16 protein-coding genes and 1 pseudogene are annotated in these 17492 nt (G+C 53.0%); 7 read left to right on the forward strand and 10 right to left on the reverse strand.

Translation table 11 applies throughout. The features are described 5' to 3' along the window. Positions 1–16: 16 nt before the first annotated feature. From UC15_RS07115 to UC15_RS07130, 4 genes are all read right to left on the reverse strand, one after another. Positions 17–1153, reverse strand: coding sequence for an aminotransferase class I/II-fold pyridoxal phosphate-dependent enzyme (locus tag UC15_RS07115; protein WP_112287786.1), 1137 nt, complete (start codon positions 1151–1153; stop codon positions 17–19). Between the two features lie 29 nt (positions 1154–1182). Beyond that, positions 1183–2007: an amino acid ABC transporter permease gene (locus UC15_RS07120; protein WP_112287787.1), complete on the reverse strand. Its 825-nt coding sequence runs from the start codon at positions 2005–2007 to the stop codon at positions 1183–1185. Next, positions 2007–2825: a transporter substrate-binding domain-containing protein gene (locus tag UC15_RS07125; RefSeq protein WP_112287788.1), complete on the reverse strand. Its 819-nt coding sequence runs from the start codon at positions 2823–2825 to the stop codon at positions 2007–2009. Before UC15_RS07125 ends, UC15_RS07120 begins: the two co-directional genes overlap by 1 nt. A gap of 162 nt (positions 2826–2987) precedes the next feature. Then, the gene (locus UC15_RS07130; protein WP_112287789.1) at positions 2988–3647 is read right to left on the reverse strand and encodes a DUF1345 domain-containing protein; all 660 of its coding nucleotides are present in this window, start codon (positions 3645–3647) and stop codon (positions 2988–2990) included. Positions 3648–3800: 153 nt separating this feature from the next. Here UC15_RS07130 and UC15_RS07135 point away from each other — a divergent pair, with 153 nt between their 5' ends. Then, positions 3801–5093, forward strand: coding sequence for a hypothetical protein (locus tag UC15_RS07135; protein ID WP_112287790.1), 1293 nt, complete (start codon positions 3801–3803; stop codon positions 5091–5093). Next, positions 5090–5725, forward strand: a complete 636-nt coding sequence (locus tag UC15_RS07140; protein WP_112287791.1) for a LysE family transporter — start codon at positions 5090–5092, stop codon at positions 5723–5725. Before UC15_RS07135 ends, UC15_RS07140 begins: the two co-directional genes overlap by 4 nt. Here UC15_RS07140 and UC15_RS07145 read toward each other — a convergent pair. Beyond that, positions 5715–6530: an AraC family transcriptional regulator gene (locus tag UC15_RS07145; RefSeq protein ID WP_112287792.1), complete on the reverse strand. Its 816-nt coding sequence runs from the start codon at positions 6528–6530 to the stop codon at positions 5715–5717. The two genes, UC15_RS07140 and UC15_RS07145, sit on opposite strands and share 11 nt — an antisense overlap. A gap of 704 nt (positions 6531–7234) precedes the next feature. Here UC15_RS07145 and UC15_RS07150 point away from each other — a divergent pair. Then, the gene (locus tag UC15_RS07150; protein WP_112287800.1) at positions 7235–8596 is read left to right on the forward strand and encodes an APC family permease; all 1362 of its coding nucleotides are present in this window, start codon (positions 7235–7237) and stop codon (positions 8594–8596) included. A gap of 51 nt (positions 8597–8647) precedes the next feature. On the opposite strand, the pseudogene UC15_RS07155 reads toward UC15_RS07150, so the two are convergent. Both UC15_RS07155 and UC15_RS07160 read right to left on the reverse strand, forming a co-directional pair. After that, positions 8648–8970, reverse strand: a pseudogene (locus UC15_RS07155) (AzlD domain-containing protein). Further along, the gene (locus UC15_RS07160) at positions 8967–9635 is read right to left on the reverse strand and encodes an AzlC family ABC transporter permease (RefSeq protein WP_112287793.1); all 669 of its coding nucleotides are present in this window, start codon (positions 9633–9635) and stop codon (positions 8967–8969) included. The pseudogene UC15_RS07155 and the gene UC15_RS07160 overlap by 4 nt, the downstream one beginning before the upstream one ends. Before the next feature lie 97 nt (positions 9636–9732). On the opposite strand from UC15_RS07160, the gene UC15_RS07165 reads away from it, so the two are divergent. From UC15_RS07165 to UC15_RS07170, 3 genes are all read left to right on the forward strand, one after another. Further along, positions 9733–10281 (forward strand): helix-turn-helix domain-containing protein, encoded by a 549-nt coding sequence (locus UC15_RS07165; RefSeq protein ID WP_112287794.1) that lies wholly within the window; start codon positions 9733–9735, stop codon positions 10279–10281. Between the two features lie 130 nt (positions 10282–10411). Further along, positions 10412–10549 (forward strand): hypothetical protein, encoded by a 138-nt coding sequence (locus UC15_RS25620; RefSeq protein ID WP_157960966.1) that lies wholly within the window; start codon positions 10412–10414, stop codon positions 10547–10549. Next, on the forward strand, positions 10539–10793 hold the full coding sequence (locus UC15_RS07170; protein WP_112287795.1) for a hypothetical protein: 255 nt from the start codon (positions 10539–10541) through the stop codon (positions 10791–10793). Before UC15_RS25620 ends, UC15_RS07170 begins: the two co-directional genes overlap by 11 nt. A 64-nt stretch (positions 10794–10857) precedes the next feature. On the opposite strand, the gene UC15_RS07175 is transcribed toward UC15_RS07170, so the two are convergent. The 3 genes from UC15_RS07175 to UC15_RS07185 are packed head-to-tail and all read right to left on the reverse strand — an operon-like array spanning position 10858 to position 15973. Beyond that, positions 10858–11823 carry an acyltransferase gene (locus tag UC15_RS07175; protein ID WP_112287796.1) on the reverse strand — a complete coding sequence of 322 codons (966 nt, stop codon included), beginning with the start codon at positions 11821–11823 and terminating at the stop codon, positions 10858–10860. After that, the gene (locus tag UC15_RS07180; RefSeq protein WP_112287797.1) at positions 11820–14888 is read right to left on the reverse strand and encodes an efflux RND transporter permease subunit; all 3069 of its coding nucleotides are present in this window, start codon (positions 14886–14888) and stop codon (positions 11820–11822) included. Before UC15_RS07180 ends, UC15_RS07175 begins: the two co-directional genes overlap by 4 nt. Beyond that, complete coding sequence (locus UC15_RS07185) at positions 14888–15973, reverse strand: efflux RND transporter periplasmic adaptor subunit (RefSeq protein ID WP_112287798.1); 1086 nt, start codon at positions 15971–15973, stop codon at positions 14888–14890. The genes UC15_RS07180 and UC15_RS07185 overlap by 1 nt, the downstream gene beginning before the upstream one ends. Before the next feature lie 293 nt (positions 15974–16266). Here UC15_RS07185 and UC15_RS07190 point away from each other — a divergent pair. Further along, a partial coding sequence (locus tag UC15_RS07190) for an HAD-IC family P-type ATPase (protein ID WP_157960967.1) occupies positions 16267–17492 on the forward strand: 1226 nt, incomplete at its 3' end.

Genomic DNA, 17492 nt, shown 5'->3' on the forward strand with positions numbered 1-17492 from the left:
CATTTTTTTCATCCCTTCACCGGCCGCTTTTGTCCAGCCATTTACCCATTTCGGCCAGCGCTCCATCAAGATTTTCCCGACCAAAACCGATACGCAGGAAATCTTCCGGCACGGTATTCAGTTCTGACGCGTAGGCGACAGAAGGGATCACCATCACACCGGCTTCTTCAACCAGCTGCGTGGCGAAAGCTTCTGCGCCCTCTGCACCGGTATAACGTGGAAACGCCAGCACCCCGGCCTTCGGCACGCAGAGCCGGAACAGACGCGGGTATTTCGCCAGAAATGCGGTAAGCGACGCAAGCTGACGGCGCGAACGATCCATCACCCTTTCGAGTATGGGCGCACGGGCATTGAGTGCCACGGTGGTGAGAAACTCTCCGGGCATTGAGTTGCAGATAGACAAGTACTGTTTCATGCGCTCCAGTTCCAGCATCCACGATTTATCCTGGCACGCCACCCAGCCGATGCGCAGACCCGGCAATCCGTAAGCCTTTGACGTCACATTCAGGGAGATCCCGCGCTCGTAGACATCGGCCAGTTGCGGCAGACGATCGGCTGGATCGAACTCGGTCAGCCGGTACACTTCGTCTGAGAAGATCCAGATCCCGCGCTCACGGCACAGGTCGATCAGCTCATTAAGTTGCTGACGGCTGATAAGCGCGCCAGTCGGATTATGCGGAAAGTTAATCACCAGCACTTTGGTATTGGGGCGCAGTGCATCGCGGACTTTACCGGTATCCAGCGCCCAGTTGTTATCCGCATCGAGCGCCACGCCGGTGACGTCGCACAGCGATAACGGCACGCTTTCCAGCGACTGATAATTCGGGGTGATCACTACCGCGTGATCGCCGGACTTGAGCAGCATCTGAAAGCTGGCATAAATCGCTTCGTCGGCACCGGCAAAACTGATGACGTCCTGCGCGGTCACATTTTTATAGGTCGAGGCGATGGCGTCGAGCAGTTCGGGTGTTCCGCGCAGCGGCGGGTAATCCAGCACGGTTTGCATGAACGGCGCGCGATGCTGTTTTCCGGCCAGTTCAAATAACGTATCGATGCTCATCGATTCCGGATAAGACGATGACAGCGGAAAACGCACGGCGTGTTCGAGACGCGAGAGATAGCTGATTAAACGAAAATCTTCAGGAAAAGACATAGCGTATCCGTTGATAAGAATTTAAAACATCAGCGACGCTGACCTTGTGCAAAACGGCGCTCAAGACGGCTTTGCAGCAGTTCCAGCACAATCGACATAATCCAGTATATCGCCGCCGCCGTCGCCAGCATTTCCATATAACGGTACGTGCTGCGCCCGTAGGATTGCGCCAGAAAGTTCAGTTCCCACAGTCCCATCAGCGAGACTAATGAGGAATCTTTCAGCATCGAAATAAACATCGAACCGGCGGGCGGGATGATGATGCGCAGCGCCTGCGGTGCCGTCACATGAACCGCGACCGTCCAGCGTGACACGCCGAGCGCCAGCGCGGCTTCCTGCTGGCCGCGTGGTACCGAGAGCACGCCGCTGCGGATAGTTTCCGCCAGATACGCGCCGTAGTTCATCGACAAGGCTATAATGCCGGAACTGAGCGCGCCGAGCACAATCCCGACCTGTGGCAATGCAAGATAGATAATCAGTACCTGCACCAGCAGCGGCGTACCGCGAAACAGCGAGGCATAAAACGTCGCACAACCAAAGGCCAGCGCATTGTCCGACATCCGCCCGAGCGCGGTGATGAGTCCTATCAGCAGACAGAAAAACATCGAACAGGCGGTGATCATAATGGTCAGCGCCGCGCCCTGAATAAAGCCGTCCGGCGAAAGACGCAGACCCAGCAGGAAGGGCAGTTTCTGGCCGATCAGGCTCCAGTCGAGCCCCATTTTGCTGAACGCGCCGAGCAGCAGGCTGAGCAAAATCAGCCAGGTCAGCCCGGTTTTAAATGTAAACGCATGTGCATGGTGCCAGCGCTCCGGCGTTTCCACCTTTAGCTGGCTGTCCGGGATTTGCGGCATCACGGTACCTCGTGCGTAATATCTTCACCCAGCCAGTGCTGAGAGATTTTTGCCAGCGTGCCGTCGTCACGCAGCGATTTAATGGTGTCCGCCACTTTCTTATCCCACTCTGCGTCGCCTTTATCGGTCGCGACCCAGTTAGGTTCTGCGTACAGTTCGGTGACAATTTTAAACACCGGCGCACGCTTGATACGGGCGTTAGCGGTGGCCAGATCTGAAACCACGCCGTCGAGGCGAACGCCCGGCCCGAGTGCCAGGTTCTGGAACGCCACTTCTTCATCGCTTGGAATGACCTGAACGTTATCGAACGGGAAAGCGATCGGCTTGCTGCCCGGGATCACCAGCGTTTTTTGCAGGTAAGTTTCGTAGGAAGAACCAATGCCGACGCCAATCTTTTTATTGCTCAGATCGGCGGCCGATTTAAAGCGGTCATCTTTCTTATTCACCACCAGAACTGCGGGCGAATTGTAGTACGGCGTCGGGAAATCCAGCACTTTGGCGCGCTCAGTGTTGGGCGTCATCGAGCAGATACAGGTATCCCAGCGCCCCTGCCATTTACCGCCGACAATGGTTTCCCAGCCCGGCGCGATGATTTCAAGTTTTACGCCCATGCGCTGCGCCACGGCTTTCGCCACATCCACGTCAAAACCGGCCAGCTGATTATTGTCATCAATAAAACCGAAAGGCGGATAGTCGTTGACGATGGCATTGCGCAGTACGCCCGTTTTCGTCACGCGATCAAGCGTTGCACCGGCAAACGAGGCAGCAGAAAACAGTGTGGCAGTAAGGAGTGTCACAGCAACAAACGAAGTGCGCATAAATGGAGTTTCCTTAAACGTAACCAGATTGGGAAAATATTGTAAAAACCTACACTAAGTTTTAGACGTATAGAAGTCTAAATTCAGCGTTTTTTTACTTATTCTCCACTTATAGTCAACTCTGCGGAAAATCCTATGAATAGCAGCGCATTACTTCACTCTCTAGCTCAGCAAGCCCGCCCCGACGTTAATTGAAAAACCTAAAATCGCCAGATTAAAGACAAAGGAAATGACGGACTGCAGCAGGGCAATCTGGCGCATGTCGGTGGTGCCGGTGGCAACGTCAGCGGTTTGTGAGGCGACGGCGATGGTGAAAGAGAAATAGAGGAAATCCCAGTAACCGGGTTCGGCAGGTTTTTCCGGGAAAATCATCGGCGTCACGTCTTTTGTCCTTCGCAGGTAATGGTGATGGGCGTAATGCATGGCGAACGACGTCGGCAGAAGGGCCCATGAGGCAATCAGCGTGGTCGCGGTCAGCAGAATATGCAGCGTTTTTGCGGTTCCCGTAAGCTCTTTGAGCGAACCGAGCTCCATCAGGATCGCCAGAATACTGACAAGACAGGTCAGCGTGACCAGCGTCAGCACCAGCGTCGCGCTTTCATCCTGAGTTTTGGCGATATGCGGAATATCTTTTGCTTCGGTACGCAACATACGAAACCACAGGAAAAACAGGTACAGCCACGCCAGCACGTTCCAGCCGGTCATCAGCCGCTGTAAAATCCCCAGATGCGACGGAAGCACAAAAAAACACACCACACCGGCAATTATTGAGATCAGTAAACGGCCACGCACGCGCAGATAATGGCGCAAAGATAAACTCATGATGTCAGGCACCTGGCAAAAAACACGGATACCTTAACTGTAGCCGCCGGGGGCAAACTCACACGTTCAGACTTATGCGCAATTTCTTCCAATACCCGATTACAGCGGAATGATGTAGTGGGTTTACTCTATTGCGCTCAAGGGTCTGAAACTATGTTTACTACGTCATTTTGGCCAGCTGCTGCGGCATATCAGGTTTCAATGATGGATCTGGATGCTCCGGAAAATTTACATCCCAAAGCTCTGCAAACCATTCACTATTGCCTGCGCCTGACGGAAGCCATTAATCAGCTGGAAGCAGCCTGTGAAAGCCGTTTGCTGGACGCGCTGCGTGAAGAGATGTCGATTCAGTGTTTCCGTCTGGCACCGATGTTTGACGATCCTGATACCCGGCGTGGACTGTTTTTACGGGCGGAAATTCTGGCGGATGACAGTTGCGGAAAAACAGTTTTGCCGCAAATTGCCGGTCTGAATGAACAGCAACTGGTACTGGGTATTGGCAACACCTCGACGTGGGTCGGTAAATCCAGACAGAGTTTTTATTCCTCATGGTTTGGCGAACCCGCGCCGGTTTTACAGGAAATTTCCGACGTGATGGACAACCTGTTCCCGGAAAGCCTGCTATATCTGCAAAAGGAAATCGCCGCGGATTTACTGGCGATGCCCGGCTGTGCCTACAAAATTATCAATCTGTTTGGCATCGCGGGTGAGGCCAACACGTATCCGAAACACTTTGCGTATTTCTTCCCGGAGGACGAAGGACTGAAGTATTCGCCGGTGAAGCGCACGGTGGTCTTTGCCAATACTTACCTGCAACTGTTCGAACTGTTTTCGCGGACCGAAGCGGTGAAAATGGGCTGGGCGGAAGACGCGTTGCCGGAAAGCCAGGTGTGCCAGCGCTATCTGATTGCCTGGTTCCGCGGGCATGACCTGGGGCATTCGCTGGTGCGTAATGAAAACGTCTTCCCGAAACTCAGCAAAATTGATCGCTGGGGATCAATGATGGTGCAGGAAGCGCTGGCGGATCAGTTCGGTCTGCTGATGTGTCTGACGCCGCAGGTCACTGACGGATTGCAGCTCGACCGCACGGTGCTGGCGCGCATTTATTTCCTCGAAATGCTGCGCTATCTGCGCCGCGGCCCCTCAAGTTATCCCGATGCCGGTGCAGCGTGGATCCAGTTCAATTATTTGCGTGAGCACGGTTGTGTTGAGCTGAAAGCCGACTCGATTGATTTCCATCCGGAGCTGTTCTTTACCCAGATGGCAAATCTCACCCGTCTGATGAGCGAAGAACTGCTGGGTGGCGATACAGAGCGCGCGCAGGCCTTCATGCTGCAACATTGTCCGCATACCAACCCTGAAGATGTTGAGATCCTGATGGCGCGGCTGGGCACGACCAATGACATGATCGAATACAACCAGTTAATCAAGAGAGTCCCGTTATGATGCCGTTTTCAAATGGATTTTTGCTCAGCCTGTCGCTGTGTCTGGACATCGGGATTGCCAATATCGCCATGATGACGCTGGCGATGCAACGCGGCTATTTTCACGGCTTCTGGCTGGGTATCGGCACCTGTATCGGTGATTTGATTTACGCCGTGCTGGCGCTGGCAGGCATGACGATTTTGCTGCAATACCAGAGCGTGCGCTGGGTATTGTGGGTCGGCGGCTCGCTGATGCTGATGTGGTTTACCTACAAAATGATCCGCGCCGCACTGGCTCCCGCGGAAAATCTGAATGCCGGGGATAACGTTCCGCAGCGATCGGTATTGCGAAATTTCGGACGCGGCATTGTTCTGGCGATGTCCTCACCGACGGCAATTTTGTGGTTTGCCGCCGTCGGCGGGGCGCTGATTTCGCGGATGGGACAAGGCGGGACGGCAGATGCTTCATGGTTTCTGAGTGGCTTTTTCATTGCCGGCGTATTCTGGACGGTCGTGATTTGCTCGGTCGGCAGTCTGGGCGGGAAAATGCTCGGCACCAAAATGCTGCGGTATTCTTACATGGCCTCTGCGGTGATTTTCTCGTACTTCGCGCTGTATGTAGTGATCACCGGCTATCGTGAATTTATCGTGTAAGCGACGGATTCATCTGCTGCGAAGCGTTGAGGGACAGCGAATAAAGATGGGGAGTGATCCCCATCATTTTACGGAAAGTATTAATGAAATGGCTTTGATCGTAAAAGCCCAGGCGGATCGCCACATCCAGCGCATTGTCGTTTTTACGCAACTGATTGCGGGCTTCCAGTAAACGTAACTGCATATGGTATTGCAGCGGCGGCATGCCGATGTGCTGGCGGAACAGCCGCACAAAATGGAACTTACTCAGCCCGCTGACCTGAGCCAGCGTATCAAGATGAATTTTTCGCGTCAGATGGTCGCGCATAAAATCCAGAGCGAGCTGGACAGGGCGCAGGGATTGTTCCTGTTCTCTGGCTGGTTCTTCCAGCAACGCGCCGAGCAACCACAGTAAATTTTGTTCCTGATCGTCATCATTGAGTGTGCGTTTGTAATGGCACAGCGCGGAAAACAGCTCTGGATTATTCAGTACGCCTTCTTTGAGCACCGGCGCGCAGTGGTCGGAACGCAGATTCTGATCAACCGAAACCTGACGCAGTAATGACTGTGGAATATGCACGCTGAGGAATTCGACTTTGTCATCGCCAAACCGGGAAGACTGAATGGTAGCCGGATTATAAATCGTGATGTCGCCGCCGCGCACCAGCCCGGTTTTGCCGTGCAGCCAGATTTCTTCCGTGCCGGTCAGATTGGCACTGATGACGTATTCATCGTGAGTATGACGCGGAAATGAGGAATTACTCGCGGTCAGATGCGAGCACTCAATGTCGTTAGCCATCGTCCATTCAGAAATAGAAAGAGACACATTCCACCCCGTAGATCATTGCTGTGCGAAAAATTGACACGTTTTGTTTTTCTTATGCAGAATTTATAGCACAAACTGTTAACAACAAAAGTGAATGACTTTCATCACGGCACAGCTCCCTGTATGCCATGCCAGCGGACCTCACGACCGGCTGCCTGCGAAGCACTACCCCTCCGGTGTTTACAAACAGTCTGATCTAAAAAGGCTTCCGTGGACGAATTTTTCAGATTTTGCCCATAAGTACGAGTTGTCCTGTACAGATGCAGACACGGGGATCGGACGGTAACCGTCTGAATGTTAAATAACAGGCCTGAAGGTTATATTTAAGCGCCAGAATTCGATTATTAATAACCGCATTTTATCTTTGTTTCACATGATGAGAACAATTTCTAAAACTCGCTGAAACCCGCTTTGACAATACGTGCCAGTTTTTACTGCTTATTTTATTTAATGCCTGTCTTTATTCCTCCCCGCCTTGTCATTTCATTACATAATAGGGCAAAATATGCGCCCCGCAAATCGGGGATTAACCGTTATTTCTTCATTGGCGAAGGACTCTTCGCACAAGAAAACTTTCAAAACAGAGGCCGGGCTTAGTACCGGATAGATATTTACTTTCAGATACCGACAGTCATGTCGCAAGGAAACATTAATGGTGCAGCACTCTCACTATGCCGCGTTTTCCATCATGGGAATTACACATCATGTCGGATAACGTCGTTACGGGTACCGCCTCCCGCGTGGAATTGCGTAAGAGTCTTACGCTGATTCCGGTTGTCATGATAGGCCTGGCCTATATGCAACCCATGACACTGTTCGATACGTTCGGTATTGTCTCCGGCCTGACTGACGGCCATGTGCCAACGGCGTATGCGTTTGCGCTGATCGCCGTCCTGTTTACCGCGCTGAGCTACGGCAAGCTGGTGCGCCGCTATCCTTCTGCGGGCTCGGCGTATACTTACGCGCAAAAAGCGATTCATCCGGTGGTCGGCTTTATGGTCGGCTGGTCGTCGCTGCTCGATTACTTATTCGCGCCAATGATTAATATCCTGCTGGCCAAAATCTATTTTGAAGCGCTGGTGCCTTCGGTGCCGTCGTGGATATTTGTGGTGGTGCTGGTCGGATTTATGACGCTGTCGAATTTGCGTAGTATTAAAACCGTCGCCAACATTAATACGCTGGTAGTGGTCTTGCAGATTGTGCTGATTACGGTGATCACCGGTATGGTGATTTATGGCGTTGATCACGGCACCGGCTACGGCACGCTCGCCAGCACTAAGCCTTTCTGGGGTGAAAACGCGCATACCGTGCCGATGATTACCGGCGCGACCATTCTGTGTTTCTCCTTTACCGGCTTTGACGGCATCAGTAATTTGTCGGAAGAAACCAAAGACGCAGAACGGGTTATCCCACGGGCAATATTCCTGACGGCATTAATCGGCGGCGTGATCTTTATTGCGGCGACGTATTTCCTGCAACTCTATTTCCCGGACATCTCCAGCTTTAAAGACCCGGACGCGTCACAACCTGAAATTATGTTGCAGGTGGCGGGCAGGGCGTTCCAGTTTGGCGCACTGATTTTCTCCAGTATCACCGTGCTGGCTTCTGGTATGGCGGCGCACGCGGGCGTTTCCCGTCTGATGTATGTGATGGGGCGCGACGGCGTGTTCCCGAAACGTTTCTTCGGTTATATCCATCCGAAATGGCGCACGCCGTCTTTTAACGTGCTGCTGGTGGGCGCAATTGCCCTGATGGCGATTAACTTTGACCTGGTGACGGCAACCGCGCTGATTAACTTCGGTGCGCTGGTGGCGTTTACCTTCGTGAACCTGTCGGTGATTTCGCAATTCTGGATCCGTGAGAAGCGCAACAAAACCGTGATGGACCACATCCAGTATCTGCTCTTGCCATTGTGCGGTGCGCTGACGGTGGGCGCGTTGTGGGTGAATCTGGAAGAAGGGTCGATGGTGCTGGGGCTGATCTGGGGCGCAATCGGCTTCATTTATCTGGCCTGCATGACCAAAAGTTTCCGCAATCCGGTACCGCAATACGAAGACGTGGCGTAACGCCTGACTGATATGAAAATGGCTCCTTCGCAGGAGCCATTTTTGTTTCTGCTAGTGAACACCCAGCCAGCGCATCAGCGCCGTAACGGCGGCCGCGCGATAATAATCACAATCAGCGGCGCTTTTCGCCACGCTAAAAACAGCGCAACGCCGACGCCAATAATCCGTGCGTATCCGGCAAAATGCTGGCCTTCAAACAGCGCCGATGTCGCCGCAACGGCGAGCAATAAAGTGGTCGCAGAATCGGAAAGCATCGTCTGCGTCGCCGGTGAGAAATTAAGGCGCGAACCGAGACGGTAACCGGCCACACGCATCAGGAACGTTCCGGCGGCCAGCACAGCAATACCGGCAATCATCAGGCTGTGAGAGATCATTTCCGGTTCCTCCACGTCAGTAATCCGAGCAGGGAAAACAGCACCGGCATACCGGCAGGTACAAACGGCACGGCGGCGACGGAAATCAGCGCACCACAGGAAGCGGGAATGCGCGTCCGGCGGCTGCGCAATGCCGGGAAAATCAGTGCCAGCAAAATGGCCGGGAATACTGCGTCGAGGCCAATGGCTTTGATATCGGGAATGAACTGGCCGATGTACGCACCGGCAATCACGCTGACCGGCCAGAACAGCGCAATACCCGCACCGCATAACCAGTAGGCTTTTTTGCGTTTTTCATGAGTAGGCTGGGAGATGCCAAACACCACGCTTTCATCATTCATGATGTGGCAACCGAGCCAGCTCATGCCCTTGCTGCCGACCAGATCCTTTACCGCAATCCCGAACGGTAAATGGCGCGCATTGACCAGTAATCCGGCTGCGGCCGCGGCGAACGGACTGCCCCCGCCGCCGACGATGGCGATAAATAAAAACTCAGACGCACCGGCCAGTACCAGCAGTGAGAGCATCAGCGGCACCCACAGCGGAAAGCCGCCCGCGACGGCCAGCGAACCATACGAAATCCCCACCAGACCATCGGCCAGGCAGACCAGGAAGATGGCTTTCACCACATCACTTCCCAGCGGTGAAAAGAAACGCGCAGACATAATTCAATCCCATAACGAACGATTTCCCATTATAATGAACGTATCTGAATCGTTCTTCAAGTCGAACGATCGTTCGTTATATAAAACAGGCAGGATCATGTCGCAACCTATCAGCGTTATCTCTAAAGGTCTGGTTCGTGAACGTCAGCGGGCGGGTATATCACTGGCAGAAGTCGCACGTCGTGCTGGCATCGCCAAATCAACGCTGTCGCAGCTGGAAGCGGGCAACGGTAATCCGAGTCTGGAAACCCTGTGGGCGCTGTGCGTGGCCCTCAATATTCCTTTCGCGCGCCTGATGGAACCGGAAGTGAACAAGATGCAGGTGATCCGCCGTGGCGAAGGCCCGACAGTGGTTGCTGAACTGGCGGATTATAAAGCCGTTTTGCTGGCGACGTGTCCGCCGGGTTCGCGCCGGGATATTTATCTGCTGACCACCCAGCCGGGCGCGGATCGCGTTTCCAGCCCGCATCCGCAGGGATCGGTCGAACACATCATTATCACGCAAGGGCGTGCCCTCGTCGGGCTGGTGGATTCGCCGGTGGAGCTGAATGCCGGTGATTACATTTCCTATCCCGCCGACGTGGAACACATCTTCCGCGCACTGGAACCAGACACCATGGCGGTGCTGGTGTCGGAGCAGAGTTGAGGTTTTGTGTTAATGATCAATCTGTGATCCCGGAGGTACTGCGCGGCAGGTATATACAATAAAGAGTCTGGCTGCTGAGTTATTAATGACCTACAATTTGCGCGGGAATTATTAATAGCTAAGGGATGACATGGCTGACATTGAAGATATCGCCACGCGGATTGCCGGGATTATTCTGTCCCCTGATTCTGTACATGGCCTTATAAAGGGTGAGTTCATATTCATAAAAATTATGGGTCAGGCGGGGGAAAAACGTAATGCAGCATAATACTATTTTTATACGCTTTATCCGCTCCTTACTTAATATTACCTCTAAAATTATCACCTTCACTATTCATCATGCTTTTGAAGCACTTATTGGCCCACTGATCGTTATTGGCCCAATACTTTGCATTATGCTTGTCGAACCCTGGCCGATGAAGTTTGTCAGCATCGGAGTGTGGCTCGTGTTCCTCTATTTTCTGTCTAAGGCGATTGATAGAATCACTGGCAGAGACAAACGTGATAATTAATTTCCTTAATAAAGTTCCTCCCATTTGCAGGGATCATATTTGATCCCTGCCTCAGACCGCCCTCTTAAAACGTAATCAGTTTCTTCGTCACACTGTTCTTTAGCAGCAACATTGAAGACAGCACTGAAAGCAGGAACGTCAGCAGGATGACGAACAGTTTTGCGGTCAGGGAATTGATCGGGATCCACTGGATTAATAAATTGAAAAAGGTGTAGTGGAGAATATAAACGCCGGTCATGGTTTTCCCCAGCGAACTGACCATTTGACTGACCGGCAACCGCGTGGCGTCCTGTTTGACGCCATTGGCCGCGATAATAATCAATACCACCAGAATATAGACCTGCGATCCGGTCAGAATAAAGCTGTTGCGCTCCATGTTGAAGAGTGAAAAGAAGAAATGTTTTTCATAAAACCAGGTGAAAATATACACGAATGGTATGGCGATGGCGGCAATTTTCGCCACCCGAGGGCGGCCATACATGGCGGAAATCACCGGATCATACAACAACTGCCCGGTCAGATAATAAAGCACCCAGGTCCAGATGCGGAACTGTGCGGGCGTCGAAAAGGCTTTGTGTTCAGTGTAATAGATGGCCAGCAGATCATACGCAAACGAAAAAATCAGCAGACCGGCAATCAGCGAGGCGAGAATGACGCGTCTTTTAGCCAGCCATTCCACCAGCGGGTGGAAGGTGTAAATAATGACCAGCGAAAAGATGAACCACGGTTGGATAAGATAGCCTTTCTGGTAAGGCCCCCATAAATAATAAATCGAAAACCAGAATATGAAGAGGGTTAATATGCTGCGAATTTTCTTCATCTGCCATTCTGTTGTGTGCTGCGAACCGGCATCCATATAACCGGTAACCACAAAAAACAGCGGCGTGGCAATGGTCGAAATAAAGGTCAGAAAAGCCAGAATGCTGTCGTAGTTATAATTGTAATTGTCGTAAGTGTTATAAACGGTGAAAAAAGTCACGGCGGTCAGGCAGCCGAGCGTTTTAATAATATTCAGTCCCGTGGTGTTCATTGTGTACGTCGTTGTCCTTCACGATGGAAACAGTTGTAAATCACCGGCAGCGCGAGCAGCGTCAGCACGGTGGCGAATCCCAGCCCGAACATGATAACAACCGCCATGCTCTGGAAAAAGACATCAAGCAATAACGGCGCGAGGCCGAGCACCGTGGTGAAAGCGGTCAGCAGGATAGGGCGCAGACGCGAGGTGGCGGCGTAGATAATCGCTTCGGTCTGACTCTTCTCTTTTTTCTGCTGGCCGATTTCCTCGACCAAAACGATGCCGTTGCGGATCAGCATACCGCTCAGGCTGAGCAGTCCGATCAGCGCCATAAATCCAAACGGAATGCCGGTCAGCAGGAAGCCAAATGTCACGCCGATCAGCGCCAGTGGCACGGTCAGCCAGATGGCGATGGCGTTTTTCACCGAACTGAACATCAGCACGGTGATGATAAACATCATCAGAAAACCAATCGGCAACGTGGAGAATAATCCCTGTTGCGCTTCAGCGGAGTTTTCCGCGTCGCCGCCCCATTCTATGCTGTAGCCGTGCGGCAAGTTCAGCGCCTCAACCTGCGGCCGGATACGCGCCAGCATATCGCCGGAAGTCTCGCCGCTGGCCGGATCCGGATCGGTCAGCACGGTCAGCACCCGAGAGCGGTCGCGCCGCATGATCAGCGGGTCTTCCCATTCGACCCTGAAATCACTGACCACGTTACTTAGCGGAATAAACTGCTGGCGCGTCTGGCTCCAGACCATGATATTGGCCATGTGATCGACATCCAGCCGTTCAACTGACGGGGGACGCAATACAACCGGCATCAACGTCGAACCGTCACGGAATATGCCGACGGTGCTGCCGCTGAAATTCATCTGTAGCGCACTGTCGACGTCACCCCGGTCAACGCCCAGTTCGCGTCCAAGATAAGGCGAGAACACCGGGCGCACCATTTTGCTGCGATCCTGCCAGTCGTTGCGCACGCCGTCGGCTGCGCCGTCCTCGAGAATAATTTTATCGACCTGACTGGCGATCTGGCGAAGCGTATCGGGATCGGATCCTTTGATGCGCACTTCAATCGCGCTGCCGCCGGACGGGCCAAACATGATGCGTTTCAGGCTGGCATTGACCTCGGGATAATGGTCACGAATGTTCTGTTCGGTGCGGCGGGTCAGTGCGGCGATTTTCCGCTGATCGTCCATACGCACCATAATCTGCGCATAGTTGGAATACTGGCGTTCGCCGTTGTAGGTGAGAATAAAGCGCATCCCGCCCTGACCGACGGTGGTCACGGTGTTTTCCACGCCTTCCTGATGATTGATCTCTTTTTCGATTTCTCCCGCAATACGCGCGGTGTGATTGATATCGGTGCCATAAGGCATCCACAAATCGACGAAGAAAATTGGCGTATTAGACGACGGGAAAAAGTTCTGGCGCACAAAGCCGAATCCCCAGACTGATGCCGCCAGCAGCGCGGCGAGAACAACCAGCGTGAGAGTCTGGCGTACCAGCAGCGCCGACAGCACGCGCCGGTAAACGCGAAATATCCAGCCGCCGTAGGGATCATCGGCCTGCTCATCCGTTTTTTTCTCTGCCACTTTCATGTTGGCGAATGCCCATTTCACCAGCACCGGCGTCAGCGTGAGAGCAGTCACCCAACTGAGCATCAGCGAAATCAGTAATACCTGGAACAGCGATTTACAGTATTCCCCGGTCGAATCCTGCGAGAGGCCGATGGGTGCAAACGCCAGAATGGCAATCACGGTGGCGCCCAGTAAAGGCAGGGCAGAACGTTTAATGATGTGCGAAATGGCATTCATCAGCGGATTACCCTGCTGACGGGCAATCAGCACGCCTTCCACCACCACAATCGCATTATCCACCAGCATACTGAGCGCGATAATCAGCGCACCGAGCGAAATACGCTGCAGCTCGATGCCGAACAAATACATGATAAGCAGCGTACCGAGCACGTTCAGCGCCAGCGACACGGCAATGATGATCCCGCTGCGCAGCCCCATAAAAATCAGCAGTACACCGACCACAATCGCCAGCGCCATCAGGAAGTTAATGATGAATCCGTCGACGGATTTCTTCACTTCAGAGGCCTGATCATAAAATACTTTCAGCTGGATCCCGGCCGGTTTATCGGCGGACAACTGCTGCATGCGGGCTTCAATCGCATGGCCGATATTCATGACATTCACGCCGGGAATATACGAGACACCGATGGTCAGCGCATCACGGCCATTGGCGTGGTAAATATTGCCCGGATGATCGCTTACGCCCTGCGACACCGTGGCGATATCACGCAGGTAAATGCTGTGCGTGGTTCCGGCGGGGCTGATCAGCACATTGTTCAGTTCATCGATATTCTGAAAACCACCGGTCGGATGCAGTCGGATCGACTCGCTGCCGACGGTCATGCTGCCCGCGTCGGATACCAGATTCTGCCGGTTCAGCACATCGGCCAGACGCGGCAAGGTCACGCCGTATGCCGCCATTTTGGCGCGGGAAATCTCGATATAGACCTGTTCAGGCAGGACACCGCCGATGGCGACCTTACCGACGCCGGGCACCAGCACCAGTTCCCTGCGCAATTGTTCTGCATATTTACGCAGTTCGGGATTGGTAAAGTTGTCGCCATAAATCGAGAAAAAATAGCCGTACACATCGCCGAAATCATCGTTCACGAACGGCGGGCTGACACCAGGCGGAAATTGCAGCGTGGCGTCATTGACGCGTCGGCGCAGTTCATCCCAGATTTGCGGCAGTTCGGAGGAGTGATAGCGGGAGTCGATATTGACGGTGATTTGCGATAAGCCGACGGCGGAAATCGAAGAAATGTTATCGACATAAGGCAGGCGTTGCAGGGCGTTTTCCAGCGGCAGCGTGACTTCTTCCTCAACTTGCTGGGAAGATGCGCCGGGATACTGTACGGACACCACGGCAGTTTTGATGGTGAACGCCGGATCTTCCAGCCGCCCGATATTGAACAACGCAATCAGTCCGCCCACGCCGAGCAGCAGGATCACCAGCCAGACGCGCGTGGGATTATTAATAAAGCTGTCGTTAATGCTCATCACAGACCCCGTTCCCTGACCCAGATGCGAACCGGTTGCTGAGCGTGTAATTCGCTCACGCCCGCCGCGACCACTCTGTCTCCTTTTTGCAGGCCGGATTTGATTTCGATGCCCTGAGAGGTCAGTTCGCCGACGGTCACTTTGCGGTCTTCGACATGTAATGTGTCGCCTTCACCGGCAATCACCCAGACGTGTGCCTCATTGCGCTGGCTGCTGTCCGGGTTAAATACCGCTTCGACCGGCACCACCAGCGTATCCACGGGCGTTGCCGTCGCGAGATTGGCCGGATTAATCGTCACCGTGCCACTTAAACCGGCGACGGCGGGGAAGTTTTCCGGGCGTGGCATGATCAGCGTCACCTGCCAGGTGAGCGAATTGGCTTCGCTGCTGGCGGTGTGTTCTTTATAAGTAGCGGTGAATTCGCGGTCAGGAAGGTTGTTAATGCGTACCCGTGGCTGGTAACTGGCATTACGCATATCGAGGCTGGTAAACAGGTTTTCCGGTACGCTGAAAATCACATCTAACAGATCGGAGCGGCTGATCGTCGCGACCGGCTGACCGGCGGCGACGACCTGATGATTGCGTACAGAAAGCCGGGCGATCACCCCGCTGAACGGTGCGGTCAGGTTCAAATCATTCAGTTCTTCCTGCGCGATTTTCAGCGCGGCTCTGGCCGAATCCCGGCTGGCTTTATGCACTTCGAGTTCCGCCTGCGACACCACGTTGCGCCGTGCCAGCGTCTGATAACGTTCGAACTGACGCTGCGCCAGCGTGGCCGCGCTCTGGCGATCGTTGAGACGCTGACGGGCATCGTTGTTAGTCAGCCGGGCGAGGATTTGCCCCTGTTTCACTGCTTCGCCTTCCCGCACTTCCAGCGTCTGCAACTGGCCTGCGCGCTTAAATGCGATATCAGTATTATCGCCAGCCAGAATGCGTGCCGGAAAAACGCGGGTACTTAGCGGACTGGCCGCTTCAGCGGTAGCGATTTTAACCTGACGTGGCGGAACGGGGGCGTCTGCGGTTTTCTGATCGCAGGCGCTTAAAAGTAAAAGGAGGATCAGAGCGGGAGAAAAGCGGATATTCAAAATACTTCCCCTCATGCAAACCACATGCGAAAAATTTATTCCCGGCAGAATAGTGCAGGCCTTTAATACACAGGCTCCGCTATTTTCTGCTATGACGTATTTTTAGTAAGACTATTAAGCTACTTATTGTTTTTGTTTATTTAATTGTTTTTTTAAAGCAAGGGATTAACACTATTTAAGTCGGTATATTATAGTTTATACAGCTTTACGCATCTTGCCAGAAAACATCACGACAATTCATTCATTACCCGCTTCATTCATGAACCATTTCAGGGGTCAAGGAGTCAGGCATTATGAATAATCCAGCGCCACTTGCTGTGAATAAAACGACCACAGAAAAACTGTGGTATCAGCAAACTGTAGAAGAAAGTCTGGCGGGGTTGCAGTCAGGGCCAGCCGGGCTTTCCCCCGAAGACGCACAAAATAAACTAAAACATTACGGACCGAATGTTCTTCCGCAGAAAGAAGGTAAGTCTTTATTTATTAAGTTTATCTCTCACTTTAAAGACATCCTGATTTATATTTTACTCGCTGCTGCCGTTGTCACCGCAATAATGGGACATTGGGTCGACACACTGGTGATATTAGGCGTGGCGGTGATCAACGCCTTAATTGGTTTTATTCAGGAAAATAATGCCGAGAAATCATTGAAAAGTATTCAGAATATGCTTTCCAGTGAGGCGCTGGTATTACGCGGCGGACAGCAGGTCACCGTAGCAACCGATGAAATTGTGCCGGGCGACATTGTACTGCTGCGTCCCGGTGACAAAATTCCTGCCGATTTACGTCTGATAGATGTCCATAACCTGCGGGTCGAAGAAGCCATTCTGACCGGCGAATCCACGGTGGTATCGAAAAAAACCGATTCGCTGGAAGGTGAGAAGTCGATTGGCGACCGCAAAAACCTTGCATTTTCAGGCACTACGGTCAGTTCCGGTACCGCCAGCGGCGTGGTATTTGCCACCGGCGGCCAGACCGAGCTCGGCCATATCAATGAAATGTTGTCCTCCATTGAAGACAATAAAACGCCGCTGCTGGTGCAGATAGACAAACTGGGTAAATCCATTTTCGTCATCATTCTGTTCATGATGGTGGCGCTGCTGATTTTCGGTTATCTGCTGCGCGATATCCCGTTTGGCGAACTGCTGCTGTCGGTGATAAGCCTGGCAGTCGCGGCGGTACCTGAAGGCTTACCGGCGATCATCTCGATCATTCTTTCGCTCGGCGTGCAGGCGATGGCGCGCTCCAAAGCCATTATCCGCAAGCTACCCACCGTGGAAACGCTGGGCGCGATGTCGGTGATTTGTTCGGATAAAACCGGCACGCTGACCATGAACGAAATGACCGTCAAAGCCGTGATCCTGGCGGATAACATCTGGACGGTGGAAGGCAACAGTTACGAACCTATGGGCAGCTTCACGATTGCCGGTTCGGCGTCGTCGCTGCCTGCGGATTCTTCGCCTTTGCTGACTCAGTTCCTGCGTACCGTCGATATCAGTAACGACAGTACGCTCAAACA

The sequence above is a fragment of the Rahnella sp. AN3-3W3 genome (genome assembly GCF_003263545.1).
In the GTDB taxonomy this organism is placed as follows: Bacteria; Pseudomonadota; Gammaproteobacteria; order Enterobacterales; family Enterobacteriaceae; genus Rahnella; species Rahnella variigena.